Genomic DNA, 25,387 nt, shown 5'->3' with positions numbered 1-25,387 from the left:
AAGAACCCCGGCAAAAGCCGGGGCAATCCGTAACCGATGACGCGACTCATGTGTAACCCATGACCCGACTCACCACAACTGTGGGCGAAGGGGGACTTGAACCCCCACGTCCCGAAGGACACTGGCACCTGAAGCCAGCGCGTCTGCCATTCCGCCACTCGCCCGAGCGACCGGGGGAGCCTATCACGGGTCCCCCGCCCAGAAAAAAATCGGCTCTGCGGCCCTGACCGCGCACCGTATACCGGCCGTCTACCCGCCGGCCAGGGCGCCGTGACCCCTTCGTGACCTGGTCTTATCCGATTCTCCGCCGCAGAAGGGTGCCGCCGTGGCGGGTCGGGTCGATACCATGTCCAGGTCGGATGCAGCTGAGCGACACGCCGCGGCTGTGCCCCCGATACGACCAACGACGGCGGAGAGTAAGGCGGGTAGCAGCTTGGACAGCCAGCGCGGGCTGGTTCATCGCATCGAGCGCAAACTCGAATCCGCTGTGGAGGATGCGATGGCCCGGGTCTTCGGAGGGGAAGTGCTCCCCGAAGAGGTTGAGGCTGCGCTGCGCCGCGAAGCCGCCGCCGGCGTGCGCTCGCTCACCGGAAATCAACTTTTGGCGCCCAACGAATACGTCATTACGCTCGGTGTGGACGACTACGACAAGGTGGGCGCCGACCAGGATCTGACGTCGCGAGCCTTCGCCCGGCACTTGGCCGCGTACATCGGCGAACAGGGGTGGCAAACGTATGGTGATGTGGTTGTCCGGTTCCAGCAGTCGCCGAGCCTGCGTACCGGCCAGGTCCGCGCCCGGGGCGGGGTCAATCCTGACGCCCGCCCCCACGAGACGCTCAATGAATCCCGCCCGCCACAATCAGTTCATGCGTTTACCGCAGAATCAGGAGTGCCACCGATGACCGATAACCCGTACCGCGGCGCCCACGGGCAGGATCGTCCCGGCGAGGACTACTACGACCCCCGCTACGGCCGGCCGGCCGACGAGGCTCGCGGCGGTCAGGACCCGCGTGGCCACTACGCCCCCGAAGGCGGCCACTACCCGCAGGAGCAGCGCGGCGGCTACCCCGAACAGGGCCAGAACGGCCCGTCTGCCTACGCCCCGCCCCGCCGGCCCGAGCAGGGCGGCTACCCCGAACAGGGGGGTTACCCCGAGCAGGGCGGCTACCCGGACCAGGGCGGCTACCCCGAGCAGGGCGGCGGCTACCCCGAGCAGGGCGGCTACCCCGGCCACGGCGGCGGCTACGCCCCGCCGGCGCAGTCCTACGAGCAGCGCCCGCCCAGCGGTTACGGCGCGCCCGCCGGCTACGAGCAGGGCTACCCGCAGCACCAGCAGCAGCCTTACCCCGGCGGCGGCCAGCCCGGCTACGGCGAGTACGACCGCCCGCCGGCCCGTCACGAGGAGTACGGCTACCCCGAGGCGCAGTACGAGCAGCGCCCCGGCTACCCGGACCAGGGCGGCTATGAGCAGGGCGCCCCGTCCTACGGCCGGCAGGACTACGGCCAGCCCGGCTACGGCCCCAGCGGCTACGGCGAGGCGCCGCCGGCCGGTTATGACTACGGTCAGCCCCCCGCCGGTGGGTACGGCGAGGCCCAGGGTGGCTACGACTACGGGCAGCAGGCCCCGGCCGGCGGCTACGGCGAGGCCCCGGGCGGCGACTACGGCCAGCGCGCCTACAGCGCCCCGGCGTCGGTCACCCTGCAGCTCGATGACGGCAGCGGCCGCACCTACCAGCTGCACGAAGGCACCAACGTGGTGGGCCGCGGCCAAGACGCCCAGTTCCGGTTGCCCGACACCGGGGTGTCGCGGCGGCACCTGGAAATCCGCTGGGACGGTCGGGTGGCGCTGCTGTCGGATCTGAACTCCACGAACGGGACCACCGTCAACAACGCCCCGGTCCAGGAGTGGCAGCTGGCCGACGGCGATGTGATCCGGCTGGGTCACTCCGAGATCATCGTTCGAGTCCACTGAGGACGGCGGCTGCCCGCACCCCTATTGACAATGTGAACAGCAAAGCGCCGCCGCTTTGCCCTACGGCCCCCCGCGCCCAAGTATCGTGACCTTGCCGATGTGCTCTGCCATGGCAAGCACAACATGGGCGGCGAGACAACGGAGAGGACGCCGGATGCAGGGACTGGTGCTGCAGCTGACGCGAGCCGGTTTTTTGACGTTGTTGTGGCTGTTCATCTGGTCTGTGCTGCGGGTTTTGCGGACTGACATCTACGCTCCGACCGGTGCGGTGATGGTGCGCCGGGGGCTCTCGATCCGCGGGGTGCTGCTGCCCCCGCGCCAGCAACGCACCACCGCACGGCATCTGGTGGTGACGGAGGGACCGCTGACCGGGGCGCGCATCACACTGAGCGATCAGCCCGTTCTGATCGGCCGCGCAGACGATTCGACGCTGGTGCTCACCGACGACTACGCCTCCACACGGCACGCCCGGCTGTCGCAGCGGGGCGCGGAATGGTATGTCGAAGACCTGGGATCGACCAACGGCACCTACCTTGACAGGGTGAAGGTGACCACCGCGGTACGGGTTCCGGTAGGCACGCCGATACGCATCGGCAAGACCGCGATCGAGCTCCGCCGGTGAGCCTGGTTCTGCGCTACGCCGCCCGCAGCGACCGCGGTCTGGTGCGCTCCAACAACGAAGATTCCGTCTACGCCGGTGCCCGCCTGCTGGCGCTGGCCGACGGCATGGGCGGGCACGCGGCCGGTGAAGTCGCCTCGCAGCTGGTGATCGCCGCGCTGGCGCACCTCGATGACGACGAGCCCGGCGGCGACCTGCTGGCGAAGCTGGAAAGCGCCGTGCAGGAGGGCAACGCCGCCATCGCGGCCTACGTCGAAGAGCATCCCGAGCTCGAAGGCATGGGCACCACGCTGACCACCATCCTGTTCGCCGGACCCCGGCTGGGCCTGGCCCACATCGGCGACTCGCGCGGCTACCTGCTGCGCGACGGCGAGCTCACCCAGATCACCAAGGACGACACCTTCGTCCAGACCCTGGTCGACGAAGGCCGGATCACCCTGGAGGAGGCGCACAGCCATCCGCAGCGCTCCCTGATCATGCGGGCGTTGACCGGCCACGAGGTCGAGCCCACGCTGATCATGCGGGAAGCCCAGGCGGGGGATCGCTACCTGCTGTGCTCGGACGGTCTGTCGGACCCGGTGAGCACCGAGACCATCCGTGAGGCGCTGCAGATCCCCGACGTCAACGACTGCGCGTTGCGGCTCATCGAGCTGGCGCTGCGCGGCGGCGGCCCCGACAACGTGACGGTGGTGGTGGCCGACGTCGTCGACGTGGACTACGGCCAGACCCAGCCGATCCTGGCCGGGGCGGTCTCCGACAGCGACGACGACCACGTGATCTCGCTCGACACCGCCGCCGGGCGGGCCTCGGCGATCTCGCCGCGCAAGACCGTCGCCAAGCGGGTCCTGCCGCGCATCGACACCCCGGACTCGCCCCCCCGGTCTCGCCGGCGCATGGTGCTCGTCGCGGCGTTGCTGCTCGCCTTGCTGGTGGCTGCCCTGCTGGTGGGGCGCGCGGTGGTGCGCACCAACTACTACGTCACCGCCTACGGCGGCACCGTGGCGATCATGCGCGGGGTGCAGGGCTCCTTCCTGGGTGTTCCGCTGCAGGAGCCCTACCTGTTGGGCTGCCTGGACAGTCGGGGAGCGCTGGTGCAGATCAGCTTCAGCCAGTCCGGCGACAAGCTGGGTTGTCGGCTGATGACCCTGCAGGACCTTCGGCCCCCGGCCCGCCAGCAGGTCAGCAACGGCCTGCCCGCCGGCACCCTCGATGACGCCATCACCCAGCTGCGCAACCTGGCCCGCGATTCGCTGCTGCCCCCGTGCCCGCACGGCGCCACGGACAACCCCGCTCCCACCACGTCCTCGCGCACCCCGTCCCCGGGGCTCGTGCCCACCGGTCCGCGGCCCGGGCCGCCCCCGCCCACCAAGACCACCGGAAAGCCGCACCTGCCCACCCTGACCAGCCTGCCTCCGGCACCTCCAGAACCGGGGACCGACTGCCGGGCGGCGTCATGAGCCGCGCCGACGACGATGCAGCGCGCGGCGATGGGGACAAGCAGCGCGCCGTGAGCACGGAACCGCAGCCGCCGGTGACGCTGACCCCGGCGCTGCCGGATCGACGCAACGCCGAGCTGCTGCTGCTGTTCTTCGCGGCCACCATCGTGGCGGTGGCGATGCTGATCGTCGAGGCCGGCCACGAGCAGGGTCTGCGCTGGGACCTGGTCGGCTACGGGCTGGCGTTTCTGGTGCTGTTCGTCTTCGCGCACCTGGTGATCCGGCGTTCGGCGCGGTACGCCGACCCGTTGCTGCTTCCGGTGGTCGCGCTGCTCAACGGCCTGGGCCTGGTGATGATCCACCGCATCGATCTCGGGGTCGGGGTCGACGGCGCCGAGGCCCGGCCCGGTGCCAGCGCCCAGATGCTGTGGACCTTGGTGGGCGTTGCCGTCTTCGCCGTGGTGCTGGTGGCACTCAAGGACCACCGTCAGCTCGCGGGCAGCGGCTACATCTGCGGCCTGACGGGCCTGGTGCTGCTGGTGATCCCCGCGCTGCTGCCGGCTTCGCTGTCCGAGCGCCAGGGCGCCAAGATCTGGATTCGGTTGCCCGGCTTCTCCATTCAGCCCGCCGAGTTCTCCAAGATCTTGTTGCTGATCTTTTTTGCCGCGGTCCTGGTGTCCAAGCGGCGGCTGTTCACCAGTGCCGGCAAGCACGTGCTGGGCATGAACCTGCCCCGGCCGCGCGACCTGGCACCGCTGCTGGCCGCCTGGGTGATCTCCGTGGGCGTCATGGCCTTCGAGAAGGACCTGGGCACCTCCCTGCTGCTGTATGCCTCCTTCCTGGTGGTGGTGTACCTGGCCACCCGCCGGTTCAGCTGGATGGTGATCGGGATGCTGCTGTTCGCCGCCGGCAGCGTCGCCGCCTACTTCCTGTTCAGCCATGTCCGGGTGCGGGTGCAGACCTGGCTGGACCCGTTCGCCGACCCCGAAGGCGCCGGCTACCAGATGGTGCAGTCGCTGTTCAGCTTCGCCACCGGCGGGATTTTCGGCACCGGGCTGGGCAACGGGCAGCCCGGTTATGTGCCCGCGGCATCGACCGACTTCATCATCGCCGCGTTCGGCGAGGAGCTGGGTCTGGTCGGGCTGGCCGGTGTGCTGATTCTCTACACCATCGTGATCGTGCGCGGCATGCGGACGGCGATCGCGGTCCGGGACAGCTTCGGCAAACTGCTGGCCGCCGGCCTGGCCGCCACCTTGGGCATTCAGCTGTTCATCGTGGTCGGGGGGGTGACGAAGCTGATCCCGCTGACCGGGCTGACCACCCCGTGGCTGTCCTATGGCGGTTCGTCGCTGCTGGCCAACTATGTGCTGCTGGCGATCCTGCTGCGCGTCTCCCACGCCGCCCGCCGGCCGCTGAGTCCGCATCCCCAGCCCCAGCGCCCGGCCCCGATCGGCGATACCGGTACGGCGGTGATCGAGCGCGTATGAATACCTCACTGCGCCGCGTCACGATGACCCTGATGGCGCTGATCGTGCTGCTGCTGGCCAACGCCACCTTGACCCAGGTGTTCGCCGCCGACGGGTTGCGCGCCGACCCCCGCAATCAGCGGGTGCTGCTCGACGAGTACTCCCGGCAGCGGGGGCAGATCACCGCGGCCGGCCAGCTGCTGGCCTACTCGGTGGCCACCGACGACCGCATCAAATACCAGCGCGTCTACCCCGAGCCTGAGCTGTACGCCCCGGTCACCGGGTTCTATTCGCTGCGCTACTCCAGCAGCGGCCTCGAGCGCGCCGAGGACACCGTGCTCAACGGATCCGATCCGCGGCTGTTCGGGCTGAGGTTGGCCGATTTCTTCACCGGTCGCAGCCCGCGCGGCGGCACCGTGCAGACCACCATCCGCCCCCGGGTGCAGCAAGCCGGCTGGGACGCGATGCGACGGGGCTGCGCCGGCGGATGTCGCGGTGCGGTGGTCGCCCTGGAACCGGCCACCGGCAAGGTGCTGGCCATGGTCTCGGCGCCGTCGTATGACCCCAACCTGCTGTCGTCGCACGATGCGGCGCAGCAAGGTCAGGCGTGGCAGGAGCTTCGCGACGACCCCGAGTCCCCGCTGACCAACCGCGCCATCAGCGAGACCTACCCGCCCGGCTCGACGTTCAAGGTCATCACCACGGCGGCCGCGCTGCAGGCCGGTGTCAGCGAGAACGAGCAGCTGACCAACGCGGCGCGCATCGCCCTGCCCAACAGCACCGCGGCCCTGGAGAACTTCGGCGGCAACACCTGCGACGGCTCCGAGGCCACCGTTCCGCTGCGGACGGCTTTTGCCCGGTCCTGCAATACAGCCTTCGTTCAGCTGGGTATTCGTACCGGCGTGGACGCCTTGCGCAACGCCGCCGAGGGTTTCGGGTTCGATGTCGCCTCCGAACCCATACCGCTGCAGGTCGCCGAGTCCACGGTCGGCCGGATCGGCGACGCCGCCGCGCTGGGCATGACCAGCATCGGCCAGAAGGACGTCGCCGTCACTCCGCTGACGAATGCGATGGTCGCGGCGTCCATCGCCAACGGTGGTCTGACCATGCAGCCGTATCTGGTCGACGGGCTGGAGGGTCCGGACTTGGCGGGCATCGCCAGCACCTTGCCGCACGAGCAGCGCCGTGCGGTGTCCTCGCAGGTCGCGGCTAAGCTAACTGAACTCATGATCGACGCCGAAAGAGTGACCCAGCAGGAGGGGGCCATCCCGGGCGTACAGATTGCGTCGAAGACCGGCACCGCCGAACACGGTCCCGATCCGCGGAACACTCCGCCGCACGCGTGGTACATCGCCTTCGCCCCGGCCAGCGCCCCGAAGGTGGCCGTCGCCGTCGTGGTGGAAGACGGCGGCGACCGGCTGTCCGCCACCGGGGGCTCGGTGGCCGCACCCATCGGACGGGCCGTCATCCAAGCTGCCCTCCAGGGGCGATCATGAGTCCGCAGGTGGGCGCCGCACTGGCCGGGCGCTATCGGTTGCAGCGGCTCATCGCCACCGGCGGCATGGGCCAGGTGTGGGAGGCCGTGGACAACCGGCTGGGCCGGCGCGTCGCGGTCAAGGTGCTCAAGCCGGAGTTCTCCTCCGACCCGGAGTTCATCGAGCGGTTCCGGGCCGAAGCCCGCAACACCGCCATGCTCAACCATCCGGGCATCGCCAGCGTGCACGACTACGGCGAGACCGAGCTCGACGGCGAGGGCCGCACGGCGTTCCTGGTCATGGAGCTGGTCAACGGCGAGCCGCTGAACTCGGTGCTCAAGCGCACCGGCCGCCTGTCGTTGCGGCACGCCCTGGACATGCTCGAGCAGACCGGGCGGGCACTGCAGGTGGCGCACAGCACGGGGTTGGTGCACCGTGACGTCAAGCCCGGCAACATCATGATCACGCCCACCGGCCAGGTGAAGATCACCGACTTCGGCATCGCCAAGGCCGTGGACGCCGCCCCGGTCACCCAGACCGGCATGGTGATGGGCACCGCGCAGTACATCGCGCCCGAGCAGGCGCTGGGGCAGGACGCCACCGCCGCCAGCGACGTGTACTCGCTGGGCGTGGTGGGCTATGAGGTGCTCTCGGGCCGTCGGCCGTTCACCGGCGACGGTGCGCTGACCGTGGCGATGAAGCACATCAAGGAGCCGCCGCCGCCGCTGCCGGCGGAGCTGCCGCCCAATGTGCGCGAACTGATCGAGATCACCCTGGCCAAGAATCCGGGGATGCGTTACCGCAGCGGCGGCCCGTTCGCCGACGCGGTGGCCGCGGTGCGCTCCGGCCGGCGCCCCACCCGGCCCAGCCAGTCGTTGCCCGCCGGACGTGCCGCACCCTCGGCGATCCCGTCGGGTGCAGCCACCCGCGCCGTCGCGCCGGTGTCGGCCCGGGCCACCGCGGCACGCCGTGCCCGGCCCAGCGCCGGCAACCATCGCACGCCCCCACCGCGGCGCACCTTCACCGCCGGTCAGCGCGCCCTGCTGTGGGCCGCCGGGGTGCTGGGCACGCTGGCGATCATCATCGCGGTGCTGATCGTGGTCAACGCCAAGAGCCCGGGCGGCTCGCTGGCCCCGGCCACCGTCACCGACACCGGGGCGCCGCTGAGTAGTTCGTCGAGTCCGGAAGAGCCCTCGTCGGCACCGCCCGCGCAGTCGTCCGGCTGGCACAGGACCACACCATGACCACACCCCAGCGGCTCTCCGACCGCTACGAACTCGGCGAGATCCTCGGCTTCGGTGGGATGTCGGAGGTGCATCGCGCCGTCGACACCCGCCTGCACCGCGAGGTGGCGGTGAAGGTGCTGCGAGCCGACCTGGCCCGCGACCCCAGCTTCTACCTGCGCTTCCGGCGCGAGGCCCAAAACGCCGCCGCCTTGAATCACCCGGCGATCGTGGCCGTCTATGACACCGGCGAGGCCGACACCCCGGCCGGGCCGCTGCCCTACATCGTGATGGAGCTCGTCGAAGGGGTCACGCTTCGCGACATCGTGCACAACGACGGCCCGATGCCGCCGCAACGCGCCATCGAGGTGATCGCCGACGCCTGCCAGGCGCTGAACTTCAGCCACCAGCACGGCATCATCCACCGTGACGTCAAGCCGGCCAACATCATGATCGACCAGCACAACGCGGTGAAGGTCATGGACTTCGGCATCGCCCGCGCGGTCGCCGACGCCGGCAACAGCGTCACCCAGACCGCCGCGGTGATCGGCACCGCCCAGTATCTGTCGCCCGAACAGGCCCGCGGCGACACCGTGGACGCCCGCTCGGACGTGTACTCGCTGGGCTGCGTGCTCTACGAAATCCTCACCGGTGACCCGCCTTTCGTCGGTGACTCACCGGTGGCGGTGGCATACCAGCATGTCCGCGAAGACCCGGTGCCGCCGTCGCAGCGGCTGCCCGGCCTGCCGGCGGACCTCGACGCGGTGGTGCTCAAAGCACTGGCGAAAAACCCCGACAATCGCTACCAGACCGCCGCGGAGATGCGCGCCGACCTGGTGCGGGTGCACAGCGGCGAGACTCCCGAGGCGCCGCGGGTGCTCACCGCGGCCGACCGGGCCTCGATCATGACCCCGCGCGCCGGTGACTCTTCGGGAGCGCAGACCGACCCGTTGCCCCGCCAGGAACTCAACTTCGCCAATGACCGGCAGGGTTCGGTGGGCCGGTGGCTGATCGCCGCGATCGTGCTCGCGGTGCTGACCGTCATCGCCACGGTGTCGATCAACACCTTCGGCGGCAGCACCCACCAGATCCAGGTGCCCGATGTGAGCGGGCGTGCATCGGTCGACGCGATCGCCGAACTGCAGAACAAGGGTTTCAAGACCCGCACCGAGCAGCGCGCCGATTCCACCGTGCCGCCCGATCACGTGATCGGGACCGACCCGCCCGCCGGTGCCCCGGCGAACAAGGGCGACAAGATCACCGTCGACGTGTCCTACGGGCCCGAGCAGCGCCAGCTGCCCGATGTGGCGTCGTTGAGCTACGCCGATGCGGTCAAGAAGTTGACCGCCGCCGGATTCGGCAAGTTCAAGCAGGTCAACTCCCCGTCGACCCCCGAGCTCAAGGACAAGGTGGTCGGCACCAACCCGCCGGCGAACCAGACCACCGCGGTCACCAACGAGATCATCATCGTGATCGGCAGCGGCCCGGCCACCAAGCCGCTGCCCGACGTCATCGGCCAGACCCTCGAACTGGCCCAGAAGAACCTGACGGTGTACGGATTCACCAAGATCACCGAGGTGACGGTGGACAGTCCGCGTCCGGCCGGCGAGGTGATCGCCACCAGCCCGCCCAGCGGGGAGGCCGTGCCGCTAGACGGGGTCATCGAGCTGCGGGTGTCGCGCGGCAACCAGTTTGTGATGCCGGATGTCACCGGGCTGTTCTGGACCGACGCCGAGCCGCAGCTGCGGGCGCTGGGCTGGACCGGGATTCTGGTCAAGGGTGCCGACGTCGACGCCGGGAGTGCCGGCCACAATCGGGTGCTCTACCAAAGCCCGGCAGCGGGTCAGGGTGTGAACACCGACGGCAACATCACGCTGCGCTTCGGCCAATAGCGGCACGTCCGGGCCGGTAGCGGCCCGGCGTCACACCTAGGGCGCGCCGGCGATCGCAGCGCTCCGGCCGGCCCGGGCGGTCTGAACCGTCGCCGCGATCTCCTCCTCGAGGCGGCGCACCAGGGCGTCGTCGCAGGGGTAGCCGCAGTAGCCCAGCCAGTTGGCCAGCATCCGGTGACCGCCCTCGGTGAGGATGGACTCCGGGTGGAACTGCACGCCGTGGATGGGCAGCTCGGTGTGGCGCACCGCCATGATCACCCCGCCGCTGGTGCGCGCGGTGACCTCCAGGACGTCGGGCACCGTCTCGGGCAGGATGGTCAGCGAGTGATACCGGGTTGCGGTGAACGGATCCGGCAAACCCTGCAGCACCCCGGCGTCGGTGTGAAACACGGTGCTGGTCTTGCCGTGCAGCAGCTCGGGGGCCCGGCCCACCGTGCCGCCGAAGGCCACGCCGATCGCCTGGTGGCCCAGGCACACCCCGAGCACCGGGACCCGCGCCGCCGCACACGCACCCACCAGGGCGATCGAGGCGCCGGCGCGCTCCGGGGTGCCCGGTCCCGGGCTGAGCAGCACCCCGTCGAAGTCGGCTATCGCAGCAGCCGGGTCGGCCAGCCGGGGATCGTCGTTGCGCCAGACGTCAGCCTGCACACCCAACTGACCCAGGTACTGGACCAGGTTGAACACAAAGCTGTCGTAATTGTCGACGACGAGAATCCGCACGTCCAACAGGCTACCGCCGCCCGGCGCGGGCACCGTCAGTAGTCGACCGGCCCCGCCGGCACGGCGTAGCGCATCCGGGCCACGGGCGGCGTCTCGGCCACCACCAAGTCCGCGGACACCTGCTCGCTGTAGCCCAGGCCGAACCGGATCACGTACTGCTTGTACAGGCCGATCAGCGGATCGGCGGCCAGCGCCTCCTGCATGGCGGTCGGGTCCCCGATCGCGGTCACCACATAGGGGGGACTGTAGGTTCGGCCCTCCAGCAGCAGGGTGTTGCCCACGCAGCGCGGGGCCGAGGAGGCGGTGATCCGCTGGTCCTGCATCTGCACCGCTTCGGCGCCCGCGGTCCACAAGGCGTTGAGCACCGCGGAGATGTCCTGTTGGTGCACCACCAGATCATCCGGGGAGGCGTCGCGGGGGAACCGGCCGTTGGCGTCGCGCTGCGCGTCGGCGAGCGTCACCACCAGGCCGGGACCGTGCATGGCCTCCAAGCCGGCGGCCTGCACCAATTGTTCGGTGCGGTGACGCATGGCCGAGAGCGCGACACCGGAGCTGCGGCCGTGCATCGAGCCGACCTCGTGGGCCAGGGTGTCGCGCTGCTGGGTCAGCTCTTCCACCGTGGTCTGGGCCGAGCGAACCAGATCGACCAGCCGGGGCGCGTCGCCGCGGCGGATCTCCTTTCCGCCGGAGACGCCATGGGTGGCCGCCAACAACAATCCGGCCGCAAGACACACCAGCGGAACTCCGAGCCGCCACGGTGAGCGGTCGCTGGACGGTGGCCCGTTCTGCTTCATGGGCTCTCCCGTTCTCGGCTGGGTTAGCCTACTGGGCTAATCTCGTACCGACCCATACTCGCAGCTTCACGCCGCACCATCCCGAGGTACCGATGCCCAAGTCTAAGGTTCGCAAGAAGACCACCAGCTTCACCCCCTCGGCGGTGAGCCGTACCCCGGTCAAGGTCAAGGGCGGCCCGTCCAGCGGCTGGTTCGTGGCGCTGTTCCTCGGGCTCATGTTGCTGGGCTTGGTGTGGCTGATGGTGTACCAGCTGGGCGCCACCGGACTCGACGCTCCCGCCGCGCTGAACTGGATGGCCGAACTGGGCCCGTGGAACTACGCGATCGCGTTTGCCTTCATGATCGCCGGGCTGTTGCTCACCATGCGCTGGCACTGAGGCCGCCCGGGCGGCTCCGGCGGGTGATGGGAGACGCTGCGTTTCCGGTCGAAAACCCCCATGAGGTGCCCAATCACATCGATGTGATTTATCCCCACTGTGGACAACTCCTGTAGATAACTTTTGAAACCGCAGGTCGACATGACGCACAACGCGCCCGCAACAACCCAGTGGTCTCCGCCCGCCGGCGGCATAGCCGGTTGCGCCGTCATCGGAGCGGTGTTGGCGATCTGCGCCGTGACGGTCGCGACCGACACCCCGGGACGCGTGTTGGCCGGCGTTGCCGGAGTGGGGCTGCTGATATTTGCCGGCATGTCCTGGCGGTCGCGGCCCAAGCTCGCGCTGACCTTCGAGGGACTGGCGGTGCGCGGCTGGTGGCGTACCACGGTGCTGCGCCCCGAGCGCATCACGCGGCTTCGGGTGACGCAGCATCAGCGGATCGGGCGCACAAATCGGCTGCTCGAGATCGAGACGCGCGACGATCAGATGGTGGTCCTGTCCCGATGGGACTTGGGAACCGATCCCCGCGACGTTCTCGCGGTGCTCAATGCGGCCGGCTACACCGGCCGTGATGAAGAGGTGCCCGGCTAGCTAGGCGATGGTGATCGACTCGATCACGACGGGCTCGGTGGGCCGGTCGGCGCGATCGGTCGAGGTGTTGGCGATGGCGTCCACGACAGCCTGCGAGTCGGGGTCCACCACCTCACCGAAGATGGTGTGCTTGCGGTTCAGGTGCGGGGTCTGGCCCACCGTGATGAAGAACTGCGAACCGTTGGTGCCGGGACCGGCGTTGGCCATCGCCAGCAGGTAGGGCTTGTCGAAAACCAGCTCGGGGTGGAATTCGTCCTCGAACTTGTAACCCGGGCCGCCGCGGCCGGTGCCGGTCGGGTCGCCGCCCTGGATCATGAAACCGGAGATCACCCGGTGGAACACCGCGCCGTCGTAGAACGGGCCCGACGATCCGCCGGACGCGTTGGTGGTCGAGTACTCCTTGGTGCCCTGGGCCAGGCCGACGAAGTTGGCGACGGTCTTGGGCGCGTGGTTGCCGAACAGCGCGATCTTGATGTCGCCGCGGTTGGTGTGCAGCGTGGCGGTTGCGGTGGCAATGGGGCTGGAGGTCATGGCATGACAGTGTGCCATTCGCGGCGCGGTGTCCTGCGTCACGGGTAGCGTTGAGCCATGCGCCTGGCCACCGAGACCCCGCTGACCCATCGAGAGCGCCTGACCCGCGGGCTGGCCCATACCGCTGGCGGGCCGGTAGACGTGGCCCGCGGCGCCGTGGGCCTCGGTGGTGCCGCCGTGCACCGGGGAGCCGTCGAACTGCGCAGGCGCTACCGGGAGAGCCAGCTGTCGGACCGGGTCGCCGACGTCGCGGACGCCGCGGCGCGCGAATTGGCCGCCGCTCAGGAGGTGGTCGCGGGTCTTCCGCAGCTGCTCGAGGGTGCCCCGCCGCGCCGCCGGATTCGGCGGTCCTGGCTGGTGCTGGGGGCTGCCGGCGCGGCCTTGGTGGCCGGTGGTGTGGTGGCGGTGCTGATTCGCCGCTCCAACCGGCCGCAGGAGCCCTCGCCGCGCCCGCCCAGCGTCGATGCGCAACCCACCCTCTGACCGAGGGCACTGACGAGCGGGGGACACACAAGGCGACGCTTTCGCGGTCGCGTTGTGGAGCCTAGGAGATTCGAACTCCTGACATCTGCCTTGCAAAGGCAGCGCTCTACCAACTGAGCTAAGGCCCCTGGTGGGACTCGTGGGCCTAGGAGGACTCGAACCTCCGACCTCTTCGTTATCAGCGAAGCGCTCTAACCGCCTGAGCTATAGGCCCGTAGTCGTCTGACGACCGAGCGAGATTACCGCACCAAAGGGCTCCCGGCCAAAATGCACCCAAAAAGCCAGGGCAGACGACGCGGTCAGTCCCGGTCGGCCAGGGTCACCTCCACGCCGCCGACCACGTCGGTGCTCAGGTTGTAGACCACCACACCGAGGGTCGCCATCGCGGTCAGAACCACGATGTTGACCAATCCGATCAAGGTTGCCCCGCCGAAAATCGAACCGGCAGAGACCAATTCGGCGGCACTGTTGTTGGTGAGCAGATCACCGACGTTGCTGTTGAGCTTGCTCCACACCCCCATCGCGCCCAGGGCGACGTAGAGCACGGCCACGGCGATCATCCAGACGAAGAACAGCGCCGTGGACAGCAACAGCGACACCTTGAGCGCACTCCAGGGATCGATCCGCCGGATCTGCATGCTGGCCCGCAGCGGGCCGCGGGGCCCCGCCGTCACCGCTGGGCGGCGGCCGGGGGAGCGCCGGCCCGGTTCAGACAGATCCGGCAGCTCGCTGCCGTAGGCGTCGTCGGCGTGCTTGGCCGGCGCCGCGGCCTTGGGCGCTGCCGGCTTCGCCTGAGCGCCCTGCTGGACCGGTGGCTTGGCCGGCTGGGCCGGCGCCTTGGGCGGTTGTGCCGTCGGCTGGGCGGGTTGCTGAGCCGGCTGCTTGGCGGGCGCCGGCGGAGCCTTCGGCACCTGCTGGGGCGCCCCGGGCGCCGGCGGGGCCGTCGGGGCGGCCGTGCCGGAGACAAACCGGCGGATCCGCTCGTCGACGCCGGGGGAGTGCGCCACCGCGCCGCCGTCTGCCGGTCGGGCAGGGCCGGGCGGGCGGGCCTGCCCGGCGCGCTGCCAGGGCGGGGTCTCCCCGGTCTCGGTGATCCGGGCGGTTCGGCCCGGTGGGCGCTGTCCGGAGTCGGCCGGACCGTTTCCGGCCGACTCCGTCTTGCCCCCGTTGCCCGGGTGGCCGGGCTCGTTCGGTGCGCTCACCCACGGCTCCTTACCTGCGTATCCCCACCGCGCAGCGGCCGGGTGTGAAGTCGGGTCAGCTGCCCGAGTCCTCGTCAGCGGCGTCTTCGTCAGCGTTGCGTGCAATCGCTATCAGTGTGTCGCCATCGCCCAGGTTCATCAACCGAACGCCCTTGGTCTGCCGTCCGGCTTTGCGCACCTGGCGCGCGGCGGTGCGGATCACTCCGCCGCCCGAGGTGATCGCGTAGAGCTCGCTGCTGTCGTCGACGATCAGGGCCCCCACCAGCCTGCCCCGCCTCGAGTCGTACTGAATGGTGAGGATTCCCTTGCCGCCACGCCCTTGGGCGGTGTACTCCTCGATCGCGGTCCGTTTGGCGTAGCCACCTGCGGTCGCCACCAGCAGATAGGTGTTGTCGCGGACCACATTGAGCGACAGCAGCCGGTCATCGGCGTTGAACCGCATGCCCTGCACGCCCGAGGTGGCCCGGCCCATCGGCCGCAGCGCCTCGTCGGTCGCCGAGAAGCGGATGGACTGGCCGTTGGCCGAGACCAGCAGCAGGTCGTCTTCGGCCGAGCACAGCACCGCGCCCACCAGTTCGTCACCGTCGCGCAGGTTGATCGCGACGATTCCGCCCGAGCGGTTGGAGTCGAAGTCGGTGAGCTTGGACTTCTTGACCAGGCCGTTGCGGGTGGCCAGCACCAGGTACGGCGCGTCTTCGTAGCTCTTGATCTGGATGACCTGAGCGATGCGTTCCTCGGGCTGGAAGGCCAGCAGGTTCGCGACGTGCTGTCCGCGCGCGGTGCGCAACGCCTCCGGCAGGTCGTAGGCCTTGGCGCGGTACACCCGGCCCTGGGTGGTGAAGAACAGGATCCAATCGTGCGTCGAGCACACGAAGAAGTGCGCCACGATGTCGTCCTGCTTGAGGCCGGCGCCCTGCACACCCTTACCGCCGCGCTTCTGGCTGCGGTACAGGTCGGTCTTGGTCCGCTTGGCGTACCCGGTCTCGGTGATGGTGACCACCACGTCCTCGCGGGCGATCAGGTCCTCGTCGGCGACATCGCCGTCGGCGGGGATGATCCGGGTCCGGCGGTCGTCGCCGTACTTCTCCACGATCTCGGCGAGCTCGTCGTGCACAATCGCGCGCTGACGTTCCGGCTTGGCCAGAATGTCTTCCAGATCGGCGATCTCGGCTTCGATCTTGGCCAGGTCGTCGATGATCTTCTGGCGTTCCAGCGCGGCCAGCCGGCGCAGCTGCATGTCCAGAATCGCTTGCGCCTGAATCTCATCGATGTCGAGCAGTTCGATCAGGCCTTGGCGGGCCACATCGACGGTCTCCGACCGGCGGATCAACGCGATCACCTCGTCGAGGGCGTCGAGCGCCTTGACCAGACCGCGCAGGATGTGGGCCCGTTCGTTGGCCTTGCGCAGCCGGTAGGTGGTACGCCGCACGATCACGTCGAGCTGGTGCGCCACGTAGTAGCGGATCATCTGGTCCAGGCGCAGCGTGCGCGGCACCCCGTCGACGATCGAGAGCATGTTGGCGCCGAAGCTGGTCTGCAGCTGGGTGTGCTTGTAGAGGTTGTTCAGCACCACCTTGGCCACCGCGTCGCGCTTGACCTCCACGACGATGCGCAGGCCCACCCGGTCACTGCTCTGGTCTTCAATGTTGGCGATTCCCACCAACTTCCCGTCGCGTACCTGCTCGGCGATCGACGTGATGAAGTTGTCGTGGTTGACCTGGTAGGGCAGCTCGGTGATGACCAGCAGCGACCGCCCGCGCGAGTCCTCCTCGATCTCGACCACACCGCGCATCCGGATGGAACCGCGGCCGGTGCGGTAGGCGTCGCTGATGCCCTGTGAGCCGACGATCAGTCCGGAGGTGGGGAAGTCCGGGCCCTTGACCCGCTCCATCACCGCTTCCAGGGTGGTCTCTTCGTCGGCTTCGTGGTTGTCCAGGCACCAGAACACCGCTTCGGCGAGCTCGCGCAGGTTGTGCGGCGGGATGTTGGTCGCCATACCCACGGCGATACCGCCGGATCCGTTGGCCAGCAGGTTCGGGAACCTGCTGGGCAACACCGTCGGCTCTTGCACGCGGCCGTCGTAGTTCGGGACGAAATCGACGGTCTCCTCGTCGATTTCGCGCAGCATCTCCATGGCCAGCGGGGTCAGCCGGGCCTCGGTGTAACGCATGGCGGCCGCGGGATCGTTACCCGGCGAACCGAAGTTGCCCTGCCCGTCGACCAATGGGTAGCGCAACGACCACGGCTGGGCCATCCGGACCAGGGTGTCGTAGATCGAGGCGTCGCCGTGCGGGTGGTAGTTACCCATGGTCTCGGCGACCGAGCGCGCCGACTTCGCGTGGCTGCGGTCCGGCCGGAATCCCGAGTCGTACATCGCGTAGAGCACCCGGCGGTGCACCGGCTTGAGACCGTCGCGCACCTCGGGCAGGGCACGGCCGACGATCACGCTCATCGCGTAGTCGATGTAGCTGCGCTGCATCTCGTGCTGGATGTCGACCGGCTCGATCCGGTCCACCGAATCGTCTCCGGGTGGCAGCGTGGTGTCTGTCATCAGGTCCTCGTTCTGTCAGAAGTCAGGCAGTTCAGATGTCGCGGTAGTTCGCCGGCGTCCGGGCGACTCCTAAACATCCAGGAAGCGAACGTCTTTGGCGTTGCGCGTGATAAAGCTGCGCCGGGCCTCGACGTCCTCGCCCATCAGGATCGAAAACAGTTCGTCCGCGGCTGCGGCGTCGTCCAGGGTGATCTGCCGCAGCACCCGAACACTGGGGTCCATCGTGGTTTCCCACAGTTCCTTGGCGTCCATCTCGCCGAGGCCCTTGTACCGCTGGATGCCGTCGTCCATGTTGATCTTCTTGCCGGCGGCCTTACCCGCTTCCAGCAGGCCGTCGCGTTCGCGGTCGGAGTAGGCGAACTCGGCCTCGTTTCCGCGCTGCCACTTGAGCTTGTACAGCGGGGGCTGCGCCAAGAAGACGTGCCCGTGCTCCACCAGCGGCCGCATGAAACGGAACAGCAGGGTGAGCAGCAGGGTGGAGATGTGCTGGCCGTCGACGTCGGCGTCGGCCATCAGTACGATCTTGTGATAGCGCAGCTTGGAGATGTCGAACTCGTCGTGGATGCCGGTGCCCAGCGCGGTGATGATCGCCTGGACCTCGTTGTTCTTCAGGACGCGGTCGATGCGGGCCTTTTCGACGTTGATGATCTTGCCGCGCAACGGCAAGATCGCCTGGAACATCGAGTCGCGGCCGCTCTTGGCCGAGCCGCCGGCCGAATCACCCTCCACCACATAGAGTTCGGACTTGCTGGGGTCGTTGGAACGGCAGTCGGCCAGCTTTCCGGGCAGTCCGCCCAGGTCGGTGGCGCTCTTGCGCCGCACCAGTTCCCGGGCCTTACGCGCCGCCATCCGCGCCTGCGCGGAGGAGACCGCCTTGTTGATGATGGTCTTGGCCTCGGCGGGGTTGGCCTCGAACCAGTGGCCGAGCTGCTCGTTGCAGACCTTCTGCACAAACGATTTGACTTCGGTGTTGCCCAGCTTGGTCTTGGTCTGGCCCTCGAACTGCGGCTGGGAGACCTTCACCGAGATGACCGCCGCAAGGCCCTCGCGGATGTCGTCGCCGGTGAGGTTGGGGTCCTTGTCCTTGAGCAGCTTCTTGTCTTTGGCGTATTTGTTCACCACGCTGGTCAATGCGGACCGGAAGCCCTCTTCGTGGGTGCCGCCCTCGGCGGTGTTGATGGTGTTGGCGAAGGTGTGCACCGACTCCGAGTAGCCACCGTTCCACTGCATGGCGATCTCGACTTCGTGGCCAGTTCCCTTGCCGTCGAAGTCGACGATGGTCGGGTGGATCGCGGTCTTGGTGCGGTTGATGTGCGCGACGAAGTCGCGTAGTCCACCGGGGTAGTGGAAGACGCGGTGCTTGACCTTGTGCGGGGCAACCGCCTCGGCGGCCTGCTCCTCGGCGGTCTTCGGCGCTTCGGCGGTGTCGCTGACCACCTCGTCGACGACCTCTTCGACCCGCACTCGCTCGTCGGTGAGCTCGATGGTCAGCCCCTTGTTGAGGAACGCCATCTCCTGCAGGCGCCGGGCGACCGTCTCGAAGTCATAGGTGGTGGTCTCGAAGATGTCCGGGTCCGCCCAGAATCGGATGGTGGTTCCGGTCTTCTTACTCTTCTCGCCCTTGCGCAGCGTTCCCGGCACCGACTTGTCGTAGGTCTGGAACCACTCGTAGCCGTCCCGGAAGATGTCGGCCTCCAGGCGCGTCGACAGCGCGTTGACCACCGACACACCCACACCGTGCAGGCCGCCGGAGACGCTGTAGGCGCCTTCTTCGAACTTTCCACCGGCGTGCAGCACGGTCATGACCACGTCGACGGTCGGAACACCGGTCGCGTGCATCGCCACCGGAATTCCGCGGCCGTCGTCGGTGACCTCTACGCCGCCGTCTTCGAGGATGCGGACGGACACCTTGGAGGCGTAGCCGGCCATCGCCTCGTCGACGGCGTTGTCGACAACCTCCCAGATCAGGTGGTGCAGGCCGCGTTCGCCCGTGGAGCCGATATACATACCGGGTCTTTTGCGGACGGCTTCGAGGCCTTCGAGAACCTTGATGGAATCGGCACCATATTTGTTTTGGGCAGCCACGGTCGGGGAGTTCTCCTCAGGTTCGCAAATCACGGCGCATCGCAGGCGCATGCGCGCCGATACCGAGCCAGTCTACCGTGGACCAGCGACGGCGAGTATTTTCTCGGGGTGTTTCTGGCCACCTGATTGCGCCGTGGCGTGCAGAACGCGGTTTGCGGCGTGTCCGGCCGCTGGCCGAAGCCAATTTTTTGCTTGTAGCGGCGCTCAGGCCGCTGATTCGGACTTGGTCTCAGCCGTAGGTATCGCGCGGGCCGCGGCCCGAAACGTGCAACGGACCCTTGCGCCACGAGGGCGCGGTCGGCCCGGTGATCTTCAAGGTCTTGACCACGCCGTCGCCCACCGCGGCGGCGATCTTGGCCAGCAATTGGGCCTGGACCAGGCGTAACTGGGTGGCCCAGGCGGTGGATTCGGCGGAGACGCTGAGCACCCCGTCGGCCAGCCGCGTCGGTGTCGCGTGCGAGGCGATGTCCTCGCCGACCACCGAGCGCCACTGGCCGACCACGGTGCCCTCGGCAACCTGGGCCGACCATCCCCGAGACTGTGCCAGGTCACGGGTGGCCGCGCCCAGTACCTGCGGATCGCGAACATCGGGCCCGGGCCCGGACCAGCTGCGCCGGCCTCCACCGGGGCCCGACGAGCTGCGGCGCAGCGGCGCGCGGCGGCCTTGACCGACGTCTTTGCCCTGGCTGCGGGCCGCTTCGCGGGCTTCGGCAAGGGTCCGGCGCACCAGATCCATTCCCTTGAGCCCGGCCAGGTGCGCCGGCGGCAGCACCGCCGAGTCCTCCGGCGTCTGCTCGTCGGCGGTCATTGGACCTGTCCGATCAACCCGGACACCCTGCCCTCATCGCCTTCGGTGACCTCGATGCGGATCTGACGCGCCTGCCAGTCCGCCGGGATGTCGTCGGCCACGGCCGCGGTGATCAAGACCTGTTCAGCCCCGGCGGCCACACCGGCCAGCGCGCGGCGCCGTGCGGTGTCCAATTCGGCGAAGACATCGTCGAGTAAGAGGACGGGTTCTGCGCCTTCGCCACGCAGCAGCTCATACGAGGCCAACCGCAGAGCCAGCGCCATCGACCATGACTCCCCATGGCTGGCAAAGCCTTTCACCGGGCTTTCGCCCAGGCGCAGCTCCAACTCGTCGCGGTGCGGACCGACCAGGCACACGCCGCGGTCCAGTTCGGCGCTGCGCCGGCGGGCCAGCTCGGCCAGCAATGCCTCTTGCAGGTCGGCCGGAGTCAGAAGGTTCTCGCCGAGGTTCACCTCGAGTTTCGGCCGGTAGGCCACCGCGGCGGTGCGGGTTCCGGGTGCCAGGAGTTGGTAGGCCTTTTCGACTTCGGGCGCCAGCTGATTGACCAGCTCGATACGCGCGGCCATGAGTTCGGCGCCGTGCAGCGCCAGCTGGGAATCCCACACATCGAGGGTGTCGAGCACCGCCCGGTCGCCGCGGTGCAGCGCACCCGGCGCGCTCTTGAGCAGTGCGGTGCGCTGGCGCAGCACTTTGTCGTAGTCCGCGCGCACCCCGGCAATCCGCGGGCGGCGCACACTGGCGAGTTCGTCGAGATAGCGACGACGCTCGCCGGGGTCTCCGCGCACCAGGGCCAGGTCTTCGGGGGCGAACAACACGGCACGCAAGACACCCACCACCTCGCGGGCATGACGCACCGGTGCCCGGTTCAGCCGCACCTTGTTGGCCCGACCGGCGGCGATCTCCAGGTCGACAGCCAGTTCGCGGCCCTCGTTGACCACGATGGTCGAGACCACGGCGCGCGTAGCGCCCGACCGGATCAGAGGTGCGTCGGTTGCCACCCGATGCGAGCCTAACGTGGATGAATACCACAGTGCTTCAACGAGATTGGTCTTCCCGAAGCCGTTGGGTCCGACCAGCACCGTCGCACCCGGTTCCAATTCCAGATCGACGTGCGCCCAGGACCGGAAATCCCGTAGGCCCAGATGGCGGACATACACCGAGAAACCAACCCCTCCCGTCGCCGAATCAGCCGGGCAGGCGAACCGGCATCAACAGGTATACGTAATCCGAGGGCACCGCCGGGAACGGGCCGGCGCCGATCAGCGCCGGGTCGTCGGCGCCGGCCGGGCGCAGCACTGCCGGTTTCTTCGGATCGGTGAAGCCCATCGACACCTTCTCGCTGTGCAGCGAGCTCAGGCCGTCCGTGAGGTAGGTGGGGTTGAACGCGATCGTCAACGGTTCGCCCACGAAGTCGATCGGCAGATCTTCCTCGGCGCGGCCCACGTCCTCGGCACCGGCCGACAGCCGCAGCGTGCCCTCGGAGAGTTCCATGCGCACCTGGGCACCGCGGTCGGCGACCAGGGCCACACGCTTGATGGCCTCGGTGAGCTCGGCCACACCGATCGTGGCGACGGCCAGGTGTTCGGCGGGCAGCAGTTGGCGAAATTTCGGGAACTCGGCGTCGAGCAGCCGGGTTGTGCTGCGCTTTCCACCACTGGTGATGCCCAGCAGACCTTCGTTGCCCACTGCCGAGCCGGCCCCCAGGGCCAGGTGCACCTCGTTGCCGTCGGTGCTGGCCTTGGCCGCTTCGGCCAGGGTCTTGGCCGGAACCAGCACCGCGGCTTCGGTACCCGGCGCGGCCGACCAGTTCAGCTCGCGCACCGCCAGCCGGAACCGGTCGGTAGCAGCCAAAACAACTGTGTTACCGGAAATTTCGACGCGGATACCGGTCAGCATCGGCAAGGTGTCGTCGCGGCCGGCGGCAACGGCCACCTGGCTGATGGCCTCGGAGAACACATCGGCCGACAACACGCCGGTCTCCTCGGGCAAGGTCGGCAGAGTGGGGTAATCCTCGACCGTCATCGTGGGCAGCGAGAATCGCGAATTTCCACAGGTCAACGCCACCCGGGTGGACTCGACACTGACTTCGACCGGCTTGGCGGGCAGCGCCCTGGTGATATCGGACAACAACCGACCGGAGACCAAAACAGCACCGGGAGAAGCGATTTCAGCGGCCAACTGAACTTCGGCGGACACTTCGTAGTCGAATCCGGACACGGTGAGTCCATTGTCGGTGCCGGTCAGCAGCACTCCGGCCAGCAGCGGCACGGTGGGCCGAGCCGGCAGGGATTTCGCTACCCACGCCACCGCATCAGCGAAGTCATCCCGGTCCAGGCGGAACTTCAAGTCGGTCAGACCCGCGTTCGTGGTCGCCGCGTCCATAGCGTCCTCTCGTCATCCCGATATCGAGCTCTACCTTGCGCCTGGCTGGTGAACACTCCCACCCGCGGCCGTGTAACGCCCCATGCCGAAGCGATAGAGCGGTAGGCCACAACCGTAGAGCCTGGCGGGCCTTCTTGAAAGTTAAACATCGACAGTTGGTGCACCCGGCAGGGACGTGCTCGCATCGATGTCACACCCGTTGTGAACAGGCCCGCCGACACTGAATCCCCAACGACCTGTTTTGAAAGAGAAACAAGGGATAACTCCCAGTATTAGTAGTAAGTCCTGTGGATAGTGGGCACAGCGTGGCATCGGCGCTGCTGGGCGGGGGCGGCGGGCTGGGGAGGAGCGGTGAATGACACGCCCGGCGCCGGCGGCGCGACTGTGGATGACGGCGCCGTTGTGTAGTTACCGGGGATCAGTGGGCCGACGGTGGACATGTTGTCCGCAGAGGTATCCACAGGCTCCGACCGTGACAGCTGGTACGGAAGGGTCCAAAGTTTTTTGTCAGCGGAGGCGACGAGAACGGGCAAATCAGCGCTTGGCGCGTTGCCGGATCCGGGTGGTGAGCTCTTTGACTTGATCGAAGACCTCACGACGCTCGGCCATCTCGCCGCGGATCTTGCGCTCGGCGTACATCACGGTGGTGTGGTCGCGGCCGAAAGCCTGCCCGATCTTCGGGAGCGACAGGTCGGTCAGTTCGCGGCACAGATACATGGCGATCTGGCGCGACTGGGCCAGGGGACGGGTTTTGCCCGGGCCGCGCAGTTCCTCCACGGAGGTGTCGAAGTACTCGGCGATGACGGCCATGATGATCGCGGCGCTGATCTGCATGGTGCTGGCGTCGGCGATCAGGTCGCGCAGCACGATCTCGGCAAGGGCCCGGTCGATCGGGGTCTTGTTCAGGGAGGCGAACGCCGTGACGCGGATCAGCGCACCTTCGAGTTCGCGAATATTGCGTTCGATGCTGGTGGCGATGAGTTCGAGCACGTCGCCGGGCACATCAAGGCGGTCCATCTGGGCCTTCTTGCGCAAAATGGCGATCCGGGTCTCGAGGTCCGGTGGCTGAACGTCGGTGATCAATCCCCATTCGAATCGGGTCCGCAGCCGATCCTCGAGGGTGGCGAGCTGTTTGGGCGCGCGGTCGGACGTGATCACAATCTGCTTGTTGGCGTTGTGCAGGGTGTTGAAGGTATGGAAGAACTCCTCCTGGATACCTTCTTTACCCTCGATGAACTGGATGTCGTCGACGAGCAGCACATCGATATCGCGGTAGCTGCGCTTGAACGCAACCTTGCGGTCGTCGCGAAGCGAGTTGATGAAGTCGTTGGTGAACTCTTCGGTGGAGACGTACTTGACGCGCATTCCGGGGAAGAGCCGCTGGGTGTAGTTGCCGGCCGCGTGCAGCAGGTGGGTCTTGCCCAGCCCGGACTCACCCCAGATGAACAGGGGGTTGTAGGCGCGGGCCGGGGCTTCGGCAATGGCCAGCGCGGCGGCGTGCGCGAAGCGGTTGGAGGTACCGATGACGAACGTGTCGAAGGTGTAACGCCGGTTGAGGCTGGCCCCGTCAGCGGTCGGGGAGTCGTCGCTGGGTCGTTCGGTGAAGTAGTTCGGCCAGTCGTATTCGACGTCGGTGGTGTCGTCGTCATCGTCGTCGGCACGGGTGTCTGTGCCGGTGTCGGATCCGGCAACGGGCGCATCCTCGACCGGCTGCGGCGAGATCCGAACACCGAGTTCGACCTCGTGGCCCAGGCGCCGGCACAGCGCGTCGGTGATCTGGGTGCGCAGATGCCGTTCGATCTCGTTCTGCACGAAACTGTTCGGAACCGCCAGCAGCGCAAAGCCCTCGACGATGGCCAGCGGGTGGACCAGTTTGAGCCAGGCCTTCTGCTGGGGAGTCAGTGCCGGTGCGGAACCGTTGGATGAGGGCGCGTCGCCGTTGAGTTCGGCTACTACCTCGTCCCAGAGACTGAGGAACGCAGATCCGGGGTCCTCACTCAAAGCCCCATCCCCCTGGTTCGACGCCGTCCGGTTGGCACCGTGGTGCGCGGGTGCCGTACCGGGACATGCTATCCACACAGTTATCCACAGATGTGGATGAGGTGCGCATTCCGCGGTGAGGCCCCCTGGGCCGGTTGCTCAGCAACGGATACTCCAGACAACAGACGCGATATCTGAAGCGTGATCCGCTTCTTGATCTTCGGTTCGTGGTCGAAAACCGCTCCGGTAAGCGAAACGGCGCTGGCAAGCAAGTTAACAGGTTTCGGGGTGTAGGACTACTCCTTTCAGTCAGATGATTCAAAGGAAAATCGCTATCGCGAGGCGAGTCGATACGCGTGTGACCACTGTGAATATTGGGTCGCTTAAATGTCGGGCCGATCTGGCGGCCGGGCATGCCAGAGGGCAGGGTTTGACCCGGCGAAGCAGCATCAGTACCCTCGAACAGTCGCCCGAACGTCGGCGATACGGCAGCGATCGGCCATTGGCCGGAGCCCGCGCCGGTTACGAGCAAGACGCAGAAGTTCACCGAGCTTACCGAGTGCGTCGCGTGCGGCAGGCACAACGGGATTCCGGTGTGTCGGGCAGGCGCGACGCAAGACGCAACAAGGAGAGTGTGCCGTGGCCAAGGGCAAGCGGACCTTCCAGCCCAACAACCGTCGTCGGGCCCGTGTCCACGGGTTCCGCCTGCGGATGCGGACCCGTGCCGGCCGGGCCATCGTCACCGCCCGGCGTCGCAAGGGCCGTAGCTCGCTGACTGCCTGAGCACAGGCAGTTCGGCG

At 68.0% G+C, this 25,387-nt stretch carries 21 protein-coding genes and 3 tRNA genes; 11 read left to right on the top strand and 13 right to left on the bottom strand.

Going from position 1 to position 25,387, the window contains the following annotated elements; all coding sequences use genetic code 11:
* Positions 1-81: 81 nt before the first annotated feature.
* Positions 82-164 (bottom strand) — tRNA-Leu (locus AWC02_RS11965).
* A 269-nt stretch (positions 165-433) separates the two neighbouring features.
* Here AWC02_RS11965 and AWC02_RS11960 point away from each other — a divergent pair.
* The 7 genes from AWC02_RS11960 to pknB all read left to right on the top strand — a co-directional run bounded on the left by AWC02_RS11960 (position 434) and on the right by pknB (position 10,083).
* Complete coding sequence (locus AWC02_RS11960; protein WP_085128961.1) at positions 434-1,972, top strand: FhaA domain-containing protein; 1,539 nt, start codon at positions 434-436, stop codon at positions 1,970-1,972.
* A gap of 154 nt (positions 1,973-2,126) precedes the next feature.
* Positions 2,127-2,594 (top strand): FHA domain-containing protein FhaB/FipA, encoded by a 468-nt coding sequence (locus AWC02_RS11955; RefSeq protein WP_046315015.1) that lies wholly within the window; start codon positions 2,127-2,129, stop codon positions 2,592-2,594.
* Positions 2,591-4,048, top strand: a complete 1,458-nt coding sequence (locus AWC02_RS11950) for a PP2C family protein-serine/threonine phosphatase (protein ID WP_085128960.1) — start codon at positions 2,591-2,593, stop codon at positions 4,046-4,048. Before AWC02_RS11955 ends, AWC02_RS11950 begins: the two co-directional genes overlap by 4 nt.
* Before the next feature lie 50 nt (positions 4,049-4,098).
* A complete protein-coding gene (locus tag AWC02_RS11945; RefSeq protein WP_085128983.1) occupies positions 4,099-5,514 on the top strand; it encodes an FtsW/RodA/SpoVE family cell cycle protein in 1,416 nt (471 codons plus the stop codon).
* Positions 5,511-6,989, top strand: coding sequence for a D,D-transpeptidase PbpA (gene pbpA, locus AWC02_RS11940; RefSeq protein ID WP_085128959.1), 1,479 nt, complete (start codon positions 5,511-5,513; stop codon positions 6,987-6,989). Before AWC02_RS11945 ends, pbpA begins: the two co-directional genes overlap by 4 nt.
* Positions 6,986-8,212 carry a protein kinase domain-containing protein gene (locus AWC02_RS11935; protein ID WP_085128958.1) on the top strand — a complete coding sequence of 409 codons (1,227 nt, stop codon included), beginning with the start codon at positions 6,986-6,988 and terminating at the stop codon, positions 8,210-8,212. Before pbpA ends, AWC02_RS11935 begins: the two co-directional genes overlap by 4 nt.
* Positions 8,209-10,083 (top strand): Stk1 family PASTA domain-containing Ser/Thr kinase, encoded by a 1,875-nt coding sequence (gene pknB / locus AWC02_RS11930; RefSeq protein ID WP_085128957.1) that lies wholly within the window; start codon positions 8,209-8,211, stop codon positions 10,081-10,083. Before AWC02_RS11935 ends, pknB begins: the two co-directional genes overlap by 4 nt.
* A 36-nt stretch (positions 10,084-10,119) precedes the next feature.
* On the opposite strand, the gene AWC02_RS11925 is transcribed toward pknB, so the two are convergent.
* Together AWC02_RS11925 and AWC02_RS11920 are read right to left on the bottom strand one after the other, a co-directional pair.
* Positions 10,120-10,803, bottom strand: a complete 684-nt coding sequence (locus tag AWC02_RS11925) for an aminodeoxychorismate/anthranilate synthase component II (protein WP_085128982.1) — start codon at positions 10,801-10,803, stop codon at positions 10,120-10,122.
* 35 nt (positions 10,804-10,838) lie between these two features.
* The gene (locus AWC02_RS11920) at positions 10,839-11,597 is read right to left on the bottom strand and encodes a DUF881 domain-containing protein (RefSeq protein ID WP_085128956.1); all 759 of its coding nucleotides are present in this window, start codon (positions 11,595-11,597) and stop codon (positions 10,839-10,841) included.
* A gap of 92 nt (positions 11,598-11,689) precedes the next feature.
* Here AWC02_RS11920 and crgA point away from each other — a divergent pair, with 92 nt between their 5' ends.
* Both crgA and AWC02_RS11910 read left to right on the top strand, forming a co-directional pair.
* Complete coding sequence (crgA, locus tag AWC02_RS11915; RefSeq protein ID WP_046315008.1) at positions 11,690-11,974, top strand: cell division protein CrgA; 285 nt, start codon at positions 11,690-11,692, stop codon at positions 11,972-11,974.
* Between the two features lie 141 nt (positions 11,975-12,115).
* Positions 12,116-12,565, top strand: a complete 450-nt coding sequence (locus tag AWC02_RS11910) for a PH domain-containing protein (RefSeq protein WP_085128955.1) — start codon at positions 12,116-12,118, stop codon at positions 12,563-12,565.
* Here AWC02_RS11910 and AWC02_RS21655 read toward each other — a convergent pair whose 3' ends face one another.
* Positions 12,566-13,096: a peptidylprolyl isomerase gene (locus AWC02_RS21655; RefSeq protein WP_165757896.1), complete on the bottom strand. Its 531-nt coding sequence runs from the start codon at positions 13,094-13,096 to the stop codon at positions 12,566-12,568.
* Between the two features lie 57 nt (positions 13,097-13,153).
* Here AWC02_RS21655 and cwsA point away from each other — a divergent pair, with 57 nt between their 5' ends.
* Positions 13,154-13,579: a cell wall synthesis protein CwsA gene (gene cwsA / locus AWC02_RS21650; protein ID WP_133055632.1), complete on the top strand. Its 426-nt coding sequence runs from the start codon at positions 13,154-13,156 to the stop codon at positions 13,577-13,579.
* A gap of 55 nt (positions 13,580-13,634) precedes the next feature.
* Here cwsA and AWC02_RS11900 read toward each other — a convergent pair.
* From AWC02_RS11900 to dnaA, 9 genes are all read right to left on the bottom strand, one after another.
* Positions 13,635-13,707 (bottom strand) — tRNA-Ala (locus AWC02_RS11900).
* 12 nt (positions 13,708-13,719) lie between these two features.
* Positions 13,720-13,793, bottom strand: a tRNA-Ile gene (locus AWC02_RS11895).
* An 85-nt stretch (positions 13,794-13,878) separates the two neighbouring features.
* The gene (locus tag AWC02_RS11890; RefSeq protein ID WP_085128953.1) at positions 13,879-14,781 is read right to left on the bottom strand and encodes a DUF3566 domain-containing protein; all 903 of its coding nucleotides are present in this window, start codon (positions 14,779-14,781) and stop codon (positions 13,879-13,881) included.
* Between the two features lie 55 nt (positions 14,782-14,836).
* A complete protein-coding gene (gene gyrA / locus AWC02_RS11885) occupies positions 14,837-17,332 on the bottom strand; it encodes a DNA gyrase subunit A (RefSeq protein ID WP_085128952.1) in 2,496 nt (831 codons plus the stop codon).
* Between the two features lie 69 nt (positions 17,333-17,401).
* Positions 17,402-19,468 carry a DNA topoisomerase (ATP-hydrolyzing) subunit B gene (gene gyrB, locus AWC02_RS11880; protein ID WP_419179247.1) on the bottom strand — a complete coding sequence of 689 codons (2,067 nt, stop codon included), beginning with the start codon at positions 19,466-19,468 and terminating at the stop codon, positions 17,402-17,404.
* A 178-nt stretch (positions 19,469-19,646) separates the two neighbouring features.
* Complete coding sequence (locus tag AWC02_RS11875; RefSeq protein ID WP_085128951.1) at positions 19,647-20,225, bottom strand: DUF721 family protein; 579 nt, start codon at positions 20,223-20,225, stop codon at positions 19,647-19,649.
* Positions 20,222-21,382, bottom strand: a complete 1,161-nt coding sequence (gene recF, locus AWC02_RS11870) for a DNA replication/repair protein RecF (RefSeq protein ID WP_085128950.1) — start codon at positions 21,380-21,382, stop codon at positions 20,222-20,224. Before recF ends, AWC02_RS11875 begins: the two co-directional genes overlap by 4 nt.
* Before the next feature lie 28 nt (positions 21,383-21,410).
* Positions 21,411-22,607: a DNA polymerase III subunit beta gene (dnaN, locus tag AWC02_RS11865; protein ID WP_085128949.1), complete on the bottom strand. Its 1,197-nt coding sequence runs from the start codon at positions 22,605-22,607 to the stop codon at positions 21,411-21,413.
* A gap of 534 nt (positions 22,608-23,141) precedes the next feature.
* Positions 23,142-24,608: a chromosomal replication initiator protein DnaA gene (gene dnaA / locus AWC02_RS11860; protein ID WP_085128948.1), complete on the bottom strand. Its 1,467-nt coding sequence runs from the start codon at positions 24,606-24,608 to the stop codon at positions 23,142-23,144.
* Positions 24,609-25,226: 618 nt separating this feature from the next.
* Between dnaA and rpmH the strand changes: the two genes are divergently transcribed.
* On the top strand, positions 25,227-25,370 hold the full coding sequence (gene rpmH, locus AWC02_RS11855) for a 50S ribosomal protein L34 (RefSeq protein WP_082109479.1): 144 nt from the start codon (positions 25,227-25,229) through the stop codon (positions 25,368-25,370).
* The last annotated feature ends 17 nt before the right edge of the window (positions 25,371-25,387 follow it).

Origin of the sequence: Mycolicibacter engbaekii (genome assembly GCF_002101585.1) — a bacterium.
GTDB lineage: Bacteria > Actinomycetota > Actinomycetes > Mycobacteriales > Mycobacteriaceae > Mycobacterium > Mycobacterium engbaekii.
Note: the sequence above shows the minus strand (reverse complement) of the source record. Positions and strands in the feature narration are given on the sequence as shown.

Excerpts from the sequence above, each read along its gene's own strand:
- AWC02_RS11955 (WP_046315015.1), top strand. The coding sequence starts at position 2,127 with ATGCAGGGACTGGTGCTGCAGCTGACGCGAGCCGGTTTTTTGACGTTG.
- pbpA (WP_085128959.1), top strand. The coding sequence starts at position 5,511 with ATGAATACCTCACTGCGCCGCGTCACGATGACCCTGATGGCGCTGATC.
- AWC02_RS11935 (WP_085128958.1), top strand. The coding sequence starts at position 6,986 with ATGAGTCCGCAGGTGGGCGCCGCACTGGCCGGGCGCTATCGGTTGCAG.
- pknB (WP_085128957.1), top strand. The coding sequence starts at position 8,209 with ATGACCACACCCCAGCGGCTCTCCGACCGCTACGAACTCGGCGAGATC.
- AWC02_RS11920 (WP_085128956.1), bottom strand. The coding sequence starts at position 11,597 with ATGAAGCAGAACGGGCCACCGTCCAGCGACCGCTCACCGTGGCGGCTC.
- crgA (WP_046315008.1), top strand. The coding sequence starts at position 11,690 with ATGCCCAAGTCTAAGGTTCGCAAGAAGACCACCAGCTTCACCCCCTCG.
- AWC02_RS11910 (WP_085128955.1), top strand. The coding sequence starts at position 12,116 with ATGACGCACAACGCGCCCGCAACAACCCAGTGGTCTCCGCCCGCCGGC.
- AWC02_RS21655 (WP_165757896.1), bottom strand. The coding sequence starts at position 13,096 with ATGACCTCCAGCCCCATTGCCACCGCAACCGCCACGCTGCACACCAAC.
- cwsA (WP_133055632.1), top strand. The coding sequence starts at position 13,154 with ATGCGCCTGGCCACCGAGACCCCGCTGACCCATCGAGAGCGCCTGACC.
- gyrA (WP_085128952.1), bottom strand. The coding sequence starts at position 17,332 with ATGACAGACACCACGCTGCCACCCGGAGACGATTCGGTGGACCGGATC.
- gyrB (WP_419179247.1), bottom strand. The coding sequence starts at position 19,468 with ATGCGCCTGCGATGCGCCGTGATTTGCGAACCTGAGGAGAACTCCCCG.
- AWC02_RS11875 (WP_085128951.1), bottom strand. The coding sequence starts at position 20,225 with ATGACCGCCGACGAGCAGACGCCGGAGGACTCGGCGGTGCTGCCGCCG.
- dnaN (WP_085128949.1), bottom strand. The coding sequence starts at position 22,607 with ATGGACGCGGCGACCACGAACGCGGGTCTGACCGACTTGAAGTTCCGC.